Source organism: Afipia sp. GW821-FHT04G03 (genome assembly GCF_059419985.1).
In genome coordinates this window covers 490,430-504,309 of the sequence record NZ_JBWKSV010000001.1, presented here as the reverse complement: position 1 = coordinate 504,309, position 13,880 = coordinate 490,430, and the positions used below count along the sequence as shown (strand labels likewise).

Annotated in this window: 16 protein-coding genes and 2 tRNA genes; 13 read left to right on the top strand and 5 right to left on the bottom strand. The window is 60.3% G+C overall.

The annotated features are described in order from the left end of the window. Nucleotides 1-122: 122 nt before the first annotated feature. The 4 genes from AC07UB_RS02520 to AC07UB_RS02505 all read left to right on the top strand — a co-directional run bounded on the left by AC07UB_RS02520 (nt 123) and on the right by AC07UB_RS02505 (nt 3,290). Entirely contained in the window at nt 123-953 is an 831-nt protein-coding gene (locus AC07UB_RS02520) for an MBL fold metallo-hydrolase (protein WP_492789191.1), read from the top strand. Nucleotides 954-1,131: 178 nt separating this feature from the next. Then, nucleotides 1,132-1,776 (top strand): Crp/Fnr family transcriptional regulator, encoded by a 645-nt coding sequence (locus AC07UB_RS02515; RefSeq protein ID WP_492789192.1) that lies wholly within the window; start codon nt 1,132-1,134, stop codon nt 1,774-1,776. Then, the gene (locus AC07UB_RS02510; protein WP_492789193.1) at nt 1,773-2,678 is read left to right on the top strand and encodes a DUF6537 domain-containing protein; all 906 of its coding nucleotides are present in this window, start codon (nt 1,773-1,775) and stop codon (nt 2,676-2,678) included. The genes AC07UB_RS02515 and AC07UB_RS02510 overlap by 4 nt, the downstream gene beginning before the upstream one ends. 102 nt (nt 2,679-2,780) lie before the next feature. Beyond that, on the top strand, nt 2,781-3,290 hold the full coding sequence (locus AC07UB_RS02505; protein ID WP_492789194.1) for a hypothetical protein: 510 nt from the start codon (nt 2,781-2,783) through the stop codon (nt 3,288-3,290). A gap of 33 nt (nt 3,291-3,323) precedes the next feature. Here AC07UB_RS02505 and AC07UB_RS02500 read toward each other — a convergent pair whose 3' ends face one another. Continuing rightward, on the bottom strand, nt 3,324-3,482 hold the full coding sequence (locus AC07UB_RS02500; protein ID WP_492789195.1) for a hypothetical protein: 159 nt from the start codon (nt 3,480-3,482) through the stop codon (nt 3,324-3,326). A 369-nt stretch (nt 3,483-3,851) separates the two neighbouring features. On the opposite strand from AC07UB_RS02500, the gene AC07UB_RS02495 reads away from it, so the two are divergent. Next, nucleotides 3,852-4,124, top strand: coding sequence for a DUF3551 domain-containing protein (locus tag AC07UB_RS02495; RefSeq protein WP_492789196.1), 273 nt, complete (start codon nt 3,852-3,854; stop codon nt 4,122-4,124). A 45-nt stretch (nt 4,125-4,169) separates the two neighbouring features. Here the strand turns inward: AC07UB_RS02495 and AC07UB_RS02490 are convergent. Both AC07UB_RS02490 and AC07UB_RS02485 read right to left on the bottom strand, forming a co-directional pair. Then, nucleotides 4,170-4,253, bottom strand: a tRNA-OTHER gene (locus AC07UB_RS02490). Between the two features lie 23 nt (nt 4,254-4,276). Further along, nucleotides 4,277-4,543, bottom strand: a complete 267-nt coding sequence (locus AC07UB_RS02485; protein ID WP_492789197.1) for a PilZ domain-containing protein — start codon at nt 4,541-4,543, stop codon at nt 4,277-4,279. Between the two features lie 214 nt (nt 4,544-4,757). Between AC07UB_RS02485 and AC07UB_RS02480 the strand changes: the two genes are divergently transcribed. The 4 genes from AC07UB_RS02480 to AC07UB_RS02465 all read left to right on the top strand — a co-directional run bounded on the left by AC07UB_RS02480 (nt 4,758) and on the right by AC07UB_RS02465 (nt 7,807). Continuing rightward, nucleotides 4,758-5,048, top strand: coding sequence for a hypothetical protein (locus AC07UB_RS02480; RefSeq protein ID WP_492789198.1), 291 nt, complete (start codon nt 4,758-4,760; stop codon nt 5,046-5,048). 123 nt (nt 5,049-5,171) lie between these two features. Further along, nucleotides 5,172-5,588 carry a DUF5413 family protein gene (locus AC07UB_RS02475; RefSeq protein ID WP_492789199.1) on the top strand — a complete coding sequence of 139 codons (417 nt, stop codon included), beginning with the start codon at nt 5,172-5,174 and terminating at the stop codon, nt 5,586-5,588. 138 nt (nt 5,589-5,726) lie between these two features. Next, nucleotides 5,727-5,816, top strand: a tRNA-Ser gene (locus AC07UB_RS02470). A 506-nt stretch (nt 5,817-6,322) separates the two neighbouring features. Next, nucleotides 6,323-7,807 (top strand): porin, encoded by a 1,485-nt coding sequence (locus AC07UB_RS02465; protein ID WP_492789200.1) that lies wholly within the window; start codon nt 6,323-6,325, stop codon nt 7,805-7,807. Nucleotides 7,808-8,238: 431 nt separating this feature from the next. On the opposite strand, the gene AC07UB_RS02460 is transcribed toward AC07UB_RS02465, so the two are convergent. Beyond that, nucleotides 8,239-8,424 carry a hypothetical protein gene (locus AC07UB_RS02460; RefSeq protein ID WP_492789201.1) on the bottom strand — a complete coding sequence of 62 codons (186 nt, stop codon included), beginning with the start codon at nt 8,422-8,424 and terminating at the stop codon, nt 8,239-8,241. A gap of 399 nt (nt 8,425-8,823) precedes the next feature. On the opposite strand from AC07UB_RS02460, the gene AC07UB_RS02455 reads away from it, so the two are divergent. Further along, the gene (locus tag AC07UB_RS02455) at nt 8,824-9,756 is read left to right on the top strand and encodes a septal ring lytic transglycosylase RlpA family protein (RefSeq protein ID WP_492789202.1); all 933 of its coding nucleotides are present in this window, start codon (nt 8,824-8,826) and stop codon (nt 9,754-9,756) included. 21 nt (nt 9,757-9,777) lie between these two features. Here the strand turns inward: AC07UB_RS02455 and AC07UB_RS02450 are convergent, their stop codons facing one another. Then, nucleotides 9,778-10,719, bottom strand: a complete 942-nt coding sequence (locus AC07UB_RS02450) for an alpha/beta fold hydrolase (protein WP_494652702.1) — start codon at nt 10,717-10,719, stop codon at nt 9,778-9,780. Between the two features lie 145 nt (nt 10,720-10,864). Here AC07UB_RS02450 and AC07UB_RS02445 point away from each other — a divergent pair, with 145 nt between their 5' ends. Genes AC07UB_RS02445 through AC07UB_RS02435 form a run of 3 tightly spaced genes read left to right on the top strand, consistent with a single transcriptional unit; the run spans nt 10,865 to nt 13,867 of the window. Continuing rightward, the gene (locus AC07UB_RS02445) at nt 10,865-12,115 is read left to right on the top strand and encodes a D-alanyl-D-alanine carboxypeptidase family protein (RefSeq protein WP_492789203.1); all 1,251 of its coding nucleotides are present in this window, start codon (nt 10,865-10,867) and stop codon (nt 12,113-12,115) included. A 1-nt stretch (nt 12,116) separates the two neighbouring features. Further along, nucleotides 12,117-12,809 (top strand): dTMP kinase, encoded by a 693-nt coding sequence (gene tmk, locus AC07UB_RS02440; RefSeq protein ID WP_492789204.1) that lies wholly within the window; start codon nt 12,117-12,119, stop codon nt 12,807-12,809. Further along, entirely contained in the window at nt 12,806-13,867 is a 1,062-nt protein-coding gene (locus AC07UB_RS02435) for a DNA polymerase III subunit delta' (RefSeq protein ID WP_492789205.1), read from the top strand. Before tmk ends, AC07UB_RS02435 begins: the two co-directional genes overlap by 4 nt. The last annotated feature ends 13 nt before the right edge of the window (nt 13,868-13,880 follow it).

Below are 13,880 nucleotides of genomic sequence, written 5' to 3'. Positions count from 1 at the left end.
GCAGCCGCTACCGTTAGCCTTGCCGTCTGGCAAGCCATTTTTTTGAGTGCTGCCGCACCGTATCGTGCTGGTGATCATGACAACCGCATGCAATTCTTGTGAAGGATTCATTGAGTTTTTTCATGCCGACCAAAATGTCCGTGCGGTTCTGGGGTGTTCGCGGGAGCATTCCATGTCCAGGCCCAAATACCGTGCGCTACGGCGGCAATACGTCATGCGTCGAGGTGAGGTGCGGGGATCACCGTCTGGTTTTCGATGCGGGGTCGGGATTGCGCATGCTTGGCAATGCGCTTGACGACGAGGCCCCGAAAGTCGATGTCGATTTGTTTTTGAGTCACTGCCACATCGATCATCTGATCGGCTTGCCGTTCTTCACGCCGGCGTTCACAACGGGAAGCCGCCTCCGTTTGTGGGCCGGTAATTTGAAGCCGGCGGGCGGGATCAAGGACACGGTCCGGAAGCTGATGAGCTATCCGCTGTTTCCGATCGAAATCGAAGCCGCATCCGGCAAGATCGACTTCACCGATTTCACGCCCGGCGACGTTCTCAACCCGCAGCCGGGCATCAAGGTCCTGACCGCGGCTCTCAATCATCCGGGCGGCGCGACAGGATACCGCGTCGAATTCGACGGCCGCGCGATCGCCTATATCACCGATACCGAACTCAGCGGCGAGGAGATCGATCCGGGGTTGCTTGCGCTTGTCCGCGACGCCGCGCTGGTCATCATCGACACGACATATACCGACGAGGAATTGCCCGAGCATGTCGGCTGGGGGCACTCGAGCTGGCAGCAGGCCGTTCGGCTGGCCAACGAAGCAGGCGCCCGGACGCTTTGCCTATTTCACCACGATCCCGAGCATGACGATAACGAGATGGACCGCATCGGCGCGGCGGCGGCCAAGGCGCGACCCGGGACCCTGGTCGCACGGGAAGGCCTGTCGATTGATATTTGAGCGGCGTACGCGGCCTGCCGGCTGTGGAGCGCTCCCGGGGCAAGGAGCCGCCGGTAAAAGCGGATCGTGTCACAAGGTCGTCATTTGAATTGCCGCAGTGCGGTCGAGAAACGTTGTTCCGCGGGGCGCGGAACGGCATAATGCCTGCAAGATTTCCTTCAGCACCAGGTTGATTCCGATGGATATGTCAGGACTCGTTTCCGGAGCCGGCGGATTTATCGCGTCCGCGTTCGTGGTGGCCGGCTACACGATGCGGACGATGATCCCGCTGCGCATCTTCGGAATTCTTACCAACGTCGTGCTGATCGTGTTTTCCGTCATGCACCATCATTACCCGGTGATGGTGCTGCACATGATCCTGCTGCCGCTCAATGTGTACCGGCTGCGGGAAATGCTGTTGCTGGTTCGCGAGGTCAAGAAGTCGGTCAGCAGCGACCTGTCGATGGCCTGGTTGAAGCCGTTCATGACGGAGCGGAAATGCGCCACAGGCGAAGTGCTGTTTTACAAGCACGAGAAGGCGGATGAGATGTACTACATCGTCAGCGGCCGCTATCGGCTGGTCGAGTCCGGCATCGAGATTCCGGTTGGCGCTCTTGTCGGCGAACTCGGGATGCTGTCGCCATCCAACAAGCGGACCCAGACGCTCGAATGTCTTGAGGGTGGTCTGGTACTCAGCGTGACCTATACGAAAGTGCAGGAACTTTACGTCCAGAATCCCGAATTCGGATTCTATTTTCTGCGGCTGGTCAGCGCGCGCCTGTTTCAGAATGTCGGAAGGCTCGAAGCCCAACTCGCCCAGAGCATTGCTCAGGCCTCGTCATGAAAATACGGGTCAAGGTTCCGCCGTCGCCGTTCCGGCTGCTGAAGGAGCGGTACTTCGGCGAGGAAACCCGCAATCCGAGGGTTGCGCGCGCAGCGCTGGCGCGACTGTCGGCGCGGCTGCCGGAGGATGTTGTCCCCATCGTCAGTCAGGCCGTTCATTCGCTGATCGACTATCAGGATCCCGACTATGCGTTGAGCTACCTTGATCGTATCGAGCGGTATGTCGGCCACGCCGGCATCACATTGCCGAATCTCGGCGAACTCGCGCAGTTGCTGTCGGACCGGATGCACTTCGAGGACCCGATTGCGATCGCACAAATCAAGCTGACAGAGGCGGGGGGCGTGAATGCTTTGCCGAACGCCGCATCCGTCGACAGGGTGGAGCGGTTTCGCTGGGATGAAGTGATCCCGATGCTCCCTCCTGCCGCCGCCGCGCCTGCGATGGATATCTTCCAGCGGCTGCGGCTGGCGCGGCTTTCGCGCAGGTCGGTCACGATGCGATTCTCGTCCACGGGCCGGTTTTCGCTTCGCAAACTGAAATGGCTGGCCGCGCTGCGTATCACGCGACCTTTTTCCCAGCGCTTCAAGGTGGAAAGAGTGTGGGTGGAGCGATGGCTCCACATGGTCGATCGAAGTCTGGTGAAGCAGCCGGAAGCAACCGTTGCGGTCGTGCAGACAGCCAGCCTCATCAAGGGGCATGGCGATGCCTACCAGAACGGCCTCGCGCAGTGGAATGCCATCATCGATGGTCTCGTCAAGCCGACATGCGACGGGACGCTGCCGCTTCCGGCGCTTGGCGACGCCATTCAGCAGGCGCGCGATGCCGCGATCGGAGAGCAGGGTCAAAGCCGCTTGTTGAGCGCGGTAGAACAGCTAAGAATGCAGGCGCTGGCGCGGGCATAGGCGCGGCGGGTAGATGGCCTATCCTTCAAAACTGCATTACGATGACGATGAAGCGCGGGCCGGTTTATTTCGACGGGCGCACATGCGCAAAAGGGGACATAGATGAAGACATTTTCCGGACGTTTTTTTGGTTTGTTTTTTGGCTTTGCAGCCGTTCTGGCGCTGTCCGCCTTTGCCGGCATCACGGATGCGCGTGCGGCGGATGAATTCAAGCTCAGCAGCAACCAGCGGATTTCCTGCGGCCGCGGCCTCAACGCCGGCAAGCTTCAAAACATCAATTGCAAATCCTACGCCTATCTTTTCAACACGCGGACCTCGGAATTCTATCGTTGTCAGGTGAGCGTCGGCGTGACCCGCGATAATAAGGAAGTTCTCAAAGTCGATACCGACGGCGCGTGCGTGATGAAGGCGCGCGTTTTCCCCGGCGATTCGTCCTATACGTTCGATGCCACGGAGACCGAGCCGCCGAACACCAACTCATTCTTCGGCTCGGGCGGAACGGCGATCTGGGCAAGCGACAGCTCCAAGCTCGCCGTCAAGGGATGCATCCTGCTCAATGTCGGCGTCGGTCCTGACGTGCTGAAGTGCGTGGATATGACCTTCGGCAAATAGACCGCCGAAAACCGACACGGTCCAGCCCTGAATTCATCTCTTCAGGAACATCGCCAGTACGATCAGGCCAATCACGACAACGATGCCGATTGCCCAAGTGCTCAGCCGGACGTCACTGGTGAGTTCACGCGTGGCTTCGTTCTTGGCAATTTTTAGATCACGCTGGCGATTGTCGTGCTCAGGTTCACTCACGGCCTCTCCTGGATGAGCGCTGAAGGGCCCACCTGTCGGCGGTTCTGATTGCCCATACCAGCAGTGTACCCAGTGCAGCGATCAATCCGCAAAGAACAAAAGCAAGATCGGCAGCATTCAATGTCAGGTCCATCGGAAACATCCCTGGTTCGCGCCCGGCCCGCAGGGTCGTATCAAGCAGGATTTGTGCCGAATTATGCCGCGTTGACACGGGTAGGGGATCTTGCGGCTTTTGTCTGGCAGGAGATCAAATTCACGAACGGTGGCGTTTGTTCCCGGAATTGTGATTGTCAGCCCATAGGAAGCTTTGAGGTCCGATGGGGTTGATACCCATATTCGGGCGTTTTGAAACTCAAACGAGGTATTGCCATGGCCTATATAAAGCGGAGCTTGCTGGCGCTCGCCGGACTGCTGGCATTGAGCCAGGGACCGGCCCAGGCGACCGAGTATCCTTATTGCATGTTCCATGTCGAAGCGTTCGGCGGCGGGATCGAGCGGTGCGATTACATGACAATGGATCAGTGCCGGATGAGTGCTTCCGGCTTGAATGGATCGTGCACATCCAACTGGCGGCTGGCATTGAACCGGAGCCACCAAAACGAAGATATGTCTCAGCCCCCACGGAGACGGATTCGCCAGTAAGGCGTGAGCCGGCTGCGCTGCTGACCGGGTGGTATCTGCAAACGATGGCGGAGAGGGGAAGGATTCGAACCTCCGACACGGTTGCCCGCGTACCTCGAACGGTGCCTTAAGCCACTCAGCCACCTCTCCGAACTGAAATATCGACGCCCGCGTCAGGTGCGTCCGACGAACTCCACGCCGATGATGGAGCCTTGCCGCCAGATCAGCCGGCAGTGCGTCACCCGTCTCACGTCTTTCGTGAGAGCGAGGCTCAGTTTGCTACCGATGGGCCTGTCGTCGCTCAGCTTGATGCGCGCTCCGCCGGTCGACAGATCGAGAATGGTGCAGTTGCGTTTCGCGAACCCGCCATCGAGCGTCATCCATGCCTGATGCTGCGTGGTGTGCCGGGGTTTGCGGTTCTCTCTGCGGAAGATGGCCATGAGCGTCGCTCCGTAATCGGAGCGTTTTCATACCAACGGGAAGTTTCCGAAAATTTGAATCAAAGCGCGAATAAGGGCAGGGGCTGTTAGGATTTCATTAACCGGACGGATCCCGGTGGATCGGGCGCGGACGGGCTGCTTTCGGGGATGATGGCCTTCGGCGGAAGCGGAACCTGGGACAGCAAGGCGCGTTGTTCAACTGGAGGAGACTTCGGTGGCGCGAAGCCATATCGATGGCGCTTCGAAAGCGGAAAGGGAACGGACCCGCACGGTCCGGGTCGCCGTCGCGTTCGGACTAGCGATCGCTGCCTTGCTGATCGCGCTCTTCGCGACCTTCCGCTATCTCGGCACCGAGGAGCCACGCGTCTCGCTCGCCTGCGCGGCGAAACTCTATAGTCCCTATGACCCCAAGAATCTCGAGCAGTGCATGGCCGTTTGCATGACATGCAGCGCGGGCGTGAAGACGACGTGCGCGACGTCGTGCACGCTCAAGGGAGCGCGCTAGCAGCGCCGTCGGCCCTCAGGACGGCGCAACGATTTGCAGGGCGAAGTTCGATTTGCCGTCTATCGAAACCGCGCAAAACAGTCATAAAATGGTTGTCGAGGATTAGGCCCGTGGGGAGACGGTATGATTCGATACGCCATTTTCGGTTTGATAGGACCATGTCTGGGCGGCTTCATTCTACTGGCCGTCGGAACGCCGGCCGGATACTGGGACAAGCCTTACTCCGATGACTTGGCGAAGCTGTTCAAGATTCTCTTTTCGACGCTGCAATACAATTATCTGTTCGGCATCATACCCGCGCTGATGACGGGCGCGGTCGATGACATTCTCGCCCACGTCCACAAGATCAACCCGGTGGTCCGTATGTTTTTGACCGGCGTGTTTGCATTCATCTTCGCAGCAGTGATGTACGGCAGTTCGCAACCTCAGACGGGCTTCGCGCATTTTGCGACCTTTGGCCTTGTGGGCCTGATTCCCGCGATGCTTTCGTCCTGGCTGGCGCATAAGGTCCTGGAACGCCGAGGCGCGCGGACAGCGTAACGCGGCGATGTCGGGCAGGGGCGACGCTGTTCGCGTTGACGAACTGCCATGGGCTGCCCTAAAGAACCGAATTGGCGTTGAGCGGCCTCGGCTAAGCGGGGCGCTTATTCTTGAATAACCAAGCAACGTCAATGGTTTGGAAGGGTGGCCGAGTGGTTTAAGGCACCGGTCTTGAAAACCGGCGTGCCTGCAAGGGCACCGTGGGTTCGAATCCCACCCCTTCCGCCATACAACATCGATCTTCCACGTATCCGAACTTCAGCGCCAAACTTTTTCGGCCATGCGCGAATGGCTGGAATGGCTTTGTCGTGCGCGGTCGCGCGACGCCCAGATGCGTTTGCCGGTGTCACGATTCGCGATCTGATTTGCACCGTGTCCGTTCGCACACACGCAAAACAAAAACGCGATTTCGCACGCGCGCATAACAGGTGCGAAGGGGCAAATAAGTCACAGTCTGCAGGTGAAAAACATGGTTCAGGAATGTACAAACAAGATGTCATGCAACCGTCATGTGCCACGGTTAGCACGGCTCGTGTCTGCTTCTACCGAGCAGATTCACGCGAACTAAGATTTTCTCACGTCGTCCTGTTTGGAAGTTTCGCTCGATCGGTCCGCGCTTCATGCGCGGTGTCAGAAAGCGGGATCAACGAGGCGGTTGAGGGGGAATTGGGGACCACCTGCGGTGTGATTTGCGCCAACGGACTTACGCTCACAGAGCAAAACTTGGAGGTACTATGAACACGATAAAGAGCCTTATCCTCGGCACAGCGGCGGGTTTCGTCGCGATCGCCGGGGCACAGGCAGCTGATCTTCCGGTGAAGGCGAAAGCCGTTCAGTACGTGAAGGTCTGTTCGCTCTATGGCGCGGGATTCTACTACATCCCCGGCACCGAGACCTGCATCAAAATCGGCGGCTACGTTCAGTTCGACGTCAACCTGAATGCAAACTCGTACAACAGCCCTTACATTCAGGGCAACAGCGCGTTCGGCAGCCGGGATCGTGACTTCTTCACCACCCGTCAGCGCAGCCAGTTCACGGTTGATACCCGCACCGCCACCGAATACGGCGTTGTTCGTTCGTACTGGGACGTGAAGTTCCAGTTCACCTCGAACACCGACAACATTGCCGGCGGCTTCATCGAAGTTGACTACGGCTTCGTTCAGTTCGCCGGGTTCACCTTCGGTAAGTCGGTGTCGGCGTATAACACTCCGTGGAACAACTCTCCCGCCAACAGCAACACGTCGAATCTTTTCGGCGGCGGCGACAACTCCACCGGCGTGAACAACATCAACTACACTTGGCAGTTCGGCAACGGTGTTTCGGCCCAGATCGGCCTCGACGAGCCGAAGACGACCCTCGCTCAGGGTGGTTATGCTCGCGGTCTGCTGATCAACGTGAACCCGGGCACCCCCGTCACGGCGGCCCAGATCGCTGGCAGCACCTACGCCAACGCTTACGGCGGCAACGCTGCTCCTGACATCGTCGGCAACATCCGCGTCGATCAGGCTGCGTTCACTGCACAGCTGTCCGCAGCTGCGCACAACATTCACGCCAACTACTACGGCGCGAACGAAACCACTGGTCATCCGTCGGATACCTGGGGCTTCGCGGTTCAGGGCGGTCTTCAGCTGAAGAACCTTCCGACCGGCCCGGGCGACAAGCTGACCGTTGACGTTGCTTACGCGAACGGCGCAAACCGTTACATCATCGGCGGCACCTTCGGTAACTCGTACGCTGTGTACGGTGGTGGTTCGGACTTCCCCGCTAGCTACCAGAGTGTCGCTCTCGGCGTGAACGCTGACGGCGTCTACGGCCAGGGCGGCAGCATCGAAAAGACCGACGCCTACGGCGTTCGTGTTGGCTTCGTGCACAACTGGAACCAGAACTGGGAATCGGGCCTGTTCGGTTCGTATTCGAAGGTCGACTTCAACGGAACCGCGACCAACCTGTATTGCAACATGTTCAATGCAATCAGCGGTCCGAAAGCCAACGGTTACAGCTGCAACCCAGATTTCGCGATCTGGCAAGTCGGCAGCCGTCTCGGCTGGACCCCGGTTCGGAACCTGACGTTCTCGGCCGAAGTCATGTACACGGCAATCGACCAGTCCTTCACCGGATCGGCCGCTCTTGCTCCGGGCGGGTTCAAGCCAGCCGCGACCTACGACTTCAAGGATCTCGGCACGCTCAGCGGCAACCTCCGCGTTCGCCGCACGTTCTGATCGTAACCGTCTAACGGCGATTACAACGAACTAACGAAAACCCCGGCAGGAAACTGCCGGGGTTTTCTGTTCACCGCGCATGACATCGTGCTTGAAAAGGATCGAACCTGAACCGCTGCGGCGTCACATTGCGCGGGCATCGGCGGGGATCTGCATCTGTCCAATGGCGGACTTCACAACGCGCAATTCGCCCCTATATTCGATTGTGTCGTCAACAATGAAAGGAGGTGGTCCAGTGTCTCATTCCAAGCGCTGTCACCTCGCTGAGGCCGCCCGCTAAGCTCTCTTGAGCTTCGGACAGGGCGGTCTTTCCGCCTGGTTCAGCGAGATTGGGGAAGGCGTTCCGGGCAACCCGGAGCGCCTTTTTCAGTTGGATGCGCAGAAGATGGACGCAATCGGACAGCATCCTGCGAAAACTGGCAGCCAACGTATCATCGCATGCTGACCAAAGCGCCCCAGGCAGCAGCAAGGCCGGCGCCGACCAGAAGATAGACGGGATGCCGGCAGAACGTGTCGCCATACAGGCACATCTGGGCGCCGAACCGGCCGAGATGACTGTGGTCGGCTGCATAAAAAAGACCGGCGACGACAACGAGAAGACCTGAGACAAGAAACATTCAATCATCCTTTCTGTATGAGAGATGACGATGGACGCTCATTTCCGTTTCGGACGATCCAGACGCGTCTCCCGAAATAGTCCCACCAGCGCCGCGCGGCGCGGTGTATCAGCACGAATGCTGCGCAATCAGGGCCATCCAGATCAATAAAACCGAAATCCAGCCGGTCATCTGTTCTCGCAACAAACACTCTGGGAGCTGGAAGACGGCGAGAATCCCAAGAAATATGAACAGGGGAGGCTGCAACCCGACGAAAATCAATCTCCGGTTTACCAACCCCTGAGCCGGACCTTTTTCGGCGCGGAAGCAATGGGTTAACGTAAGCGGCGTATCAGTGCGAACGTCGGCCGGGCAGGACCCGGTAGGCAAGCTGGTGCCGAAAGTGCTATTTGGGGTTCTATGGGGATTTGCGTCACTGAAACAGGCAGGGGAATCGCCCGCGTCGCGGCGGCGGGAGCCTTGTGCCTCCTGGTCGCCAATTGCGCCGGGTCGAACAAGTTGTCCAGCCGCGTCGATCCGAAATACGGTGTTTCGAGCAGCCCGCGCGTTGTCGATTTCAACGAGGCTGTCCCGAAAGGCGGCGGCACCTATCGCGTCGGGAAGCCCTACGTGGTCGCAGGCCGCACCTATGTGCCCGAAGAAGATCCGAACTATCGCGCCGAAGGTATGGCCTCCTGGTATGGCGATGCGTTCCACGGGCGCCTGACGGCCAACGGCGAGGTGTTCGACATGACGTCGCTCACCGCAGCACATCCCACCATGCCGCTGCCGAGCTACGCACGGGTCACCAATCTGGCCAACGGCAAATCCGTCATCGTCCGTGTCAACGACCGCGGTCCGTACCACGGCAATCGCCTGATCGATGTCTCCAATACGGCGGCGAAACTGCTGGAGTTCCGCGAGAACGGCATCGGCCGCGTGCGCGTGGAATATGTCGGCCGGGCCCCGCTCGAAGGATCGGACGACCGGCAGCTCATGGCGACGTTGCGGACAGGGGAGCCCGCGCCATCACCCACAGGCGTCAGGATCGCATCGGCGCGCCCATTCATCCCCGACACCATGCCCTCGCGCGGCGTGACTCGTGGCGATGTGCCATTGCCCTCAGGGCGGCCGTATACCCTCGGCCATACGCCAGATGACGCGGCTGCGGGCTCGTCGGAGGTCTCGGCCTCGCGCAGCACACGGCCCGGAGGCCGCCGCTTCGAGCGCAGTGCGCCCGCCGAAACCGAAGTGGCGGACGAGCCTCCGGCGATGACAAGGCCAGTCGCCGCCTATGCGCCGGGCCTGCGCGATAACAGCTTGAGCCTGATGTCAGGCCGCGGGCTTTATTAAACCGGTTCCCGCTTTTCGGGATCATGCACCCCGCACGCCGTTCAGGAATTCAACCAGCGCGGCGTTGACCTCGTCGGGCCGCTCTTGCTGAATCCAGTGACCCGCGCCGTCGATCAGGAGCTTGCGCTTCAGGTTCGGCAGCACCCGGTCCATCTCGGTGACCCGCTTGCCGCCGATAATTCCGGTCACGACCGCGTCGTTTGCGCCGGCAATGAAAATGGACGGCTGATGGATTTTCGCGCCATGCCATGGCGCGGTCAGCTCCCAGTTGCGGTCGATGTTGCGATACCAGTTCAGCCCGCCGCGAAATCCCGTGCGCTTGTAGGTATCGACAACATGCGCATGGTCCTGCGCATTGACCCATGCCGGAAGCGGCCGCTCGATCGCCGGATCGCCCAGAAATCCATGACCGTCTTTCAGGAACAATGATGCTTCGACTCCGAACGAAACGGCGCGCATTGTAAAGTCGACATCGCGCTCGAACTCGGCTTCCGCGACGCCCGGCTGCTGGAAATACTGCCAGTAGAAATTGGTGGTGCCGCTCTTCGCCAAAGTATCCAGCGGGCGCTCACGTCCGCGCCACGGCGGCGGGACGCTCAAGCCCCCGACGGCGGTGAAGATATCGGGCCGGAACAGGGCCGCGTGCCATGCCACCGGCGCACCCCAATCGTGACCGATGATAATAGCCTTGGTCTCGCCCAGCGCCGCGACCAGAGCGACCATGTCGCCGACCAGATCGAAGATCGAATAGTTTTCGATGTTCTGCGGCGCCGAGGTTCGCCCATACCCGCGCATGTCGGGAGCAACTACGTGAAAGCCGGCCGCGGCAAGCGCGGGGAGCTGATGCCGCCATGAATGGGACAATTCCGGCCAGCCGTGACAGAGCAGGACCAGCGGCCCCGAGCCTTGCTCGGTCACAAAAATGTCGATGCCGTTGGCTGAGATCATTCGCGATGACGACATCATGTTTTGCCTTTTTTGGGAGATTTTTGCTGGTCGAGGCCCCAAATCCGGACGATAGGCAATTTACCGGCGATCGGTCGAGGACCGGCGGCACGTTGTTTGGTATCAGCCCAACTGATACAACGCGATCCTCAGGAATCTCAGCATGGCAGCCATTCTAACAGCACCCCGATTTCGCGGGCGTCCGAGCGGACGGCTTTGGCGTCTCGTCGCGGCTGCTCTGGCGGTCGGCGTTGCGCTGGGCGGCATCGCCCATGCGGCCAATAACAGCGTGCAAGGCGCCAAAAAGGACGATGCCTACGACACTGATGCGCCCACCGCGATCCTGATCGAGGCGAAGTCGGGCAGTATCCTGTTCGAGAAAAACGCCGACGAACTTCGCGCCCCGTCCAGCATGATGAAGCTGATGACGGCGGAAGTCGTTTTCAACGCGCTGAAAAAGGGCGAGATCAAACTCACCGATGAATTCAGGATCAGCGAGAACACCTGGCGCAAGGGCGGCGCTCCGTCCGGCGGCTCGACGATGTTTGCTGCGATCAACAGTCGCGTCAGCGTCGATGATTTGTTGCATGGCGCGCTGATCCAGAGCGGCAACGATTCCTGCATGGCGCTCGCGGAAGGTCTCTCGAACACCGAAGCGGCTTTCGCCGAACGCATGACCAAGCGCGCGCGCGAACTTGGCATGACGAAATCGACGTTTGGAAATTCCAACGGCCTGCCGGATCCCGCTAACAAGATGACCGTTCGCGAACTCGGCCTGCTCGCGCGGCATATCATTCTGACCTATCCGGATTACTACAAGCTCTTCAACGAGCGCGAGTTCACCTGGAACAAGATCCGTCAGCAGAATCGCAATCCACTGCTCGCCATGCTTGAGGGCGCCGACGGACTGAAGACCGGATTCACCAAGGAGGGCGGCTACGGCATGGTCGGTTCCGCCGTGCAGAACGGCATGAGGCTGATCGTCGTGGTCAACGGCCTCGAGGACTCGGACGATCGCGCACAGGAAGCCAAGAAACTGCTCGAGTGGGGCTTCCGCAATTTCGAGGCGCGGACGCTGTTCGCCGCCAACCAGACGGTTGGCTATGCGCGGGTGTTCGGCGGTGAAAGCCGCTCCGTCAAACTGGCAAGTCCCGAGCCTGTTCGAGTCATGGTGCAGCGAAACGGCTCCGACAAGCTGGTCGCCCGTATAGTCTATACCGGCCCCGTCCGCGCGCCAGTCGAACCCGGCCAGGGCGTCGGCGTGTTGAAGGTCTGGCGTGGCAGCAACATAGCGCTAGAATCCCCGCTGGTGGCCGCGGAGCCGATCGGAGCAGGGTCCTTGACCCGCCGCGCTGTTGATGGTGCCAGCGAACTCGTCCTCGGCCTGTTCCGCGCCGGCGCGGAGAAGCTGTGACATGAGCGAAGCCAACAAATCCCGGAAGCCCGCTCGCGGGCGCTTCATTACCTTTGAAGGTGGCGAGGGCTCCGGCAAATCGACGCAAATTCAGATGCTCGCGGACCGGCTCAACGCGGCCAAACTGAAGACGATCACGACGCGCGAGCCCGGCGGATCGGCGGGCGCGGAGATCGTGCGGCACCTGCTGCTGTCCGGCATGGCCAAGGCTTTCGGTCCCGAAACGGAATCGCTGCTGTTTGCGGCGGCGCGCGACGACCATGTCAGCCAGGTGATCGAGCCCGCGCTCGAACAGGGAACGTGGGTGTTGTGCGACCGCTTTACGGATTCGACGCGCGTCTATCAGGGCGAGCTGGGGAAGGTCGATCTCAAGCTGATCCGGGCGATGGAGCGCGTGACGATTGGCGATCTCAAGCCTGACCTCACGATCATTCTCGATGTTCCCGTAGCTGTCGGTATGGAGCGAGCCGTCAAACGTCGTGGAACGGCGCTTCCCGATCGCTTCGAGGGCGAAGGCCTGAGCTTTCACGAGAAGCTGCGCGAAGCCTACCGCCGGATCGCAGAGAACGATCCGAAGCGCTGTGCGCTGATCGACGCGAACGCAGATCCCAAGATCGTTGCGGAGCGGATATGGAAAGCGCTGCGGGATCATCTGTTTTCGGTAGCCGCCGTTCGCGAGACCACCAAGGCATGAGCGCGCGCACCGCTGAACCCGAAACCGCAGTTCGTGCCCCGCGCGAGACGACGTCGCTGTTCGGCCATCGCGATGCCGAGCAGACGCTGCTGAATGCCTATCGGAGCGGCTGCATTCCGCACGCGTGGCTGATCGGCGGGGCACAGGGCATCGGCAAAACGACGCTGGCCTATCGCATGGCACGCTTCGTGCTCGCACATTCCGATCCTGCCGCACGCTCTGTGCAAGATGCCGACAATCTCTATGTCGATCAGGACCATCCGGTCGCGCGGCAGGTCGCGGGCGGAAGCCATGGCGGATTGCTGACGCTTGAGCGCACGGTCAACGACAAGGGCACCATGCGCACCGTCATTACAGTGGACGAGTCGCGTGAAACCATCGGGTTTTTCGGCTCGACGGCAGCAAGCGTCGGCGGCTGGCGTGTCTGCGTGGTCGATACGGTCGATGAACTGAATGCCAATGCCTCCAATGCGCTGCTGAAAATTCTCGAAGAACCGCCGGCGCGCTCGCTGTTCCTTCTTGTCAGTCATACTCCGGCGCGCGTGCTCGCCACCATCCAGTCACGCTGCAGGAAGTTGCCGTTGCGGCCGCTGGAGACGGATGACGTTGTCAGGGCAGCCGCGGAAGCGGCGGGATTGAATCGGAGTGACGCAGCGCTGCGCGAGGCTGCGGATGCGGCGGAGGGGAGTGTCGCGCGCGCGCTGACGCTGCTTGGCGGCCAGTCGCTCGGACTGCATCAGCGGACGCTTGCCTTGCTGAACACCTTGCCGCATGTCGATCAGCGCGCGCTTCATGCGCTGGGCGATGCGCTCCCGCTCAATGATCGCGTCGGTTTGAAGGCTTTCGTCGATACGGTGGACCGCTGGCTGACGGGACATCTGCATGAGCCGGACGCTGGCGCAAACCTGCCGCGCCTTGCACGGCTCGCCGAGGTATGGGAAAAGATCAACCGTGCCGCGCGCGACACCGAGAGCTTCAATCTGGAGCGAAAACCGTTGGTTTTCTCTGTATTTGATATGCTCGCTGAAGCCACCGGGGCTCGCCCGCAGGCTCGCTAATTGGACAATCGCA

Coding starts and splice junctions, on each gene's coding strand:
- AC07UB_RS02435 (WP_492789205.1), top strand. CDS start 12,806: ATGAGCGCGCGCACCGCTGAACCCGAAACCGCAGTTCGTGCCCCGCGC.
- tmk (WP_492789204.1), top strand. CDS start 12,117: ATGAGCGAAGCCAACAAATCCCGGAAGCCCGCTCGCGGGCGCTTCATT.
- AC07UB_RS02485 (WP_492789197.1), bottom strand. CDS start 4,543: ATGGCCATCTTCCGCAGAGAGAACCGCAAACCCCGGCACACCACGCAG.
- AC07UB_RS02515 (WP_492789192.1), top strand. CDS start 1,132: ATGGATATGTCAGGACTCGTTTCCGGAGCCGGCGGATTTATCGCGTCC.
- AC07UB_RS02510 (WP_492789193.1), top strand. CDS start 1,773: ATGAAAATACGGGTCAAGGTTCCGCCGTCGCCGTTCCGGCTGCTGAAG.
- AC07UB_RS02445 (WP_492789203.1), top strand. CDS start 10,865: ATGGCAGCCATTCTAACAGCACCCCGATTTCGCGGGCGTCCGAGCGGA.
- AC07UB_RS02460 (WP_492789201.1), bottom strand. CDS start 8,424: ATGTTTCTTGTCTCAGGTCTTCTCGTTGTCGTCGCCGGTCTTTTTTAT.
- AC07UB_RS02450 (WP_494652702.1), bottom strand. CDS start 10,719: ATGTCGTCATCGCGAATGATCTCAGCCAACGGCATCGACATTTTTGTG.
- AC07UB_RS02495 (WP_492789196.1), top strand. CDS start 3,852: ATGGCCTATATAAAGCGGAGCTTGCTGGCGCTCGCCGGACTGCTGGCA.
- AC07UB_RS02465 (WP_492789200.1), top strand. CDS start 6,323: ATGAACACGATAAAGAGCCTTATCCTCGGCACAGCGGCGGGTTTCGTC.
- AC07UB_RS02475 (WP_492789199.1), top strand. CDS start 5,172: ATGATTCGATACGCCATTTTCGGTTTGATAGGACCATGTCTGGGCGGC.
- AC07UB_RS02520 (WP_492789191.1), top strand. CDS start 123: ATGCCGACCAAAATGTCCGTGCGGTTCTGGGGTGTTCGCGGGAGCATT.
- AC07UB_RS02505 (WP_492789194.1), top strand. CDS start 2,781: ATGAAGACATTTTCCGGACGTTTTTTTGGTTTGTTTTTTGGCTTTGCA.
- AC07UB_RS02455 (WP_492789202.1), top strand. CDS start 8,824: ATGGGGATTTGCGTCACTGAAACAGGCAGGGGAATCGCCCGCGTCGCG.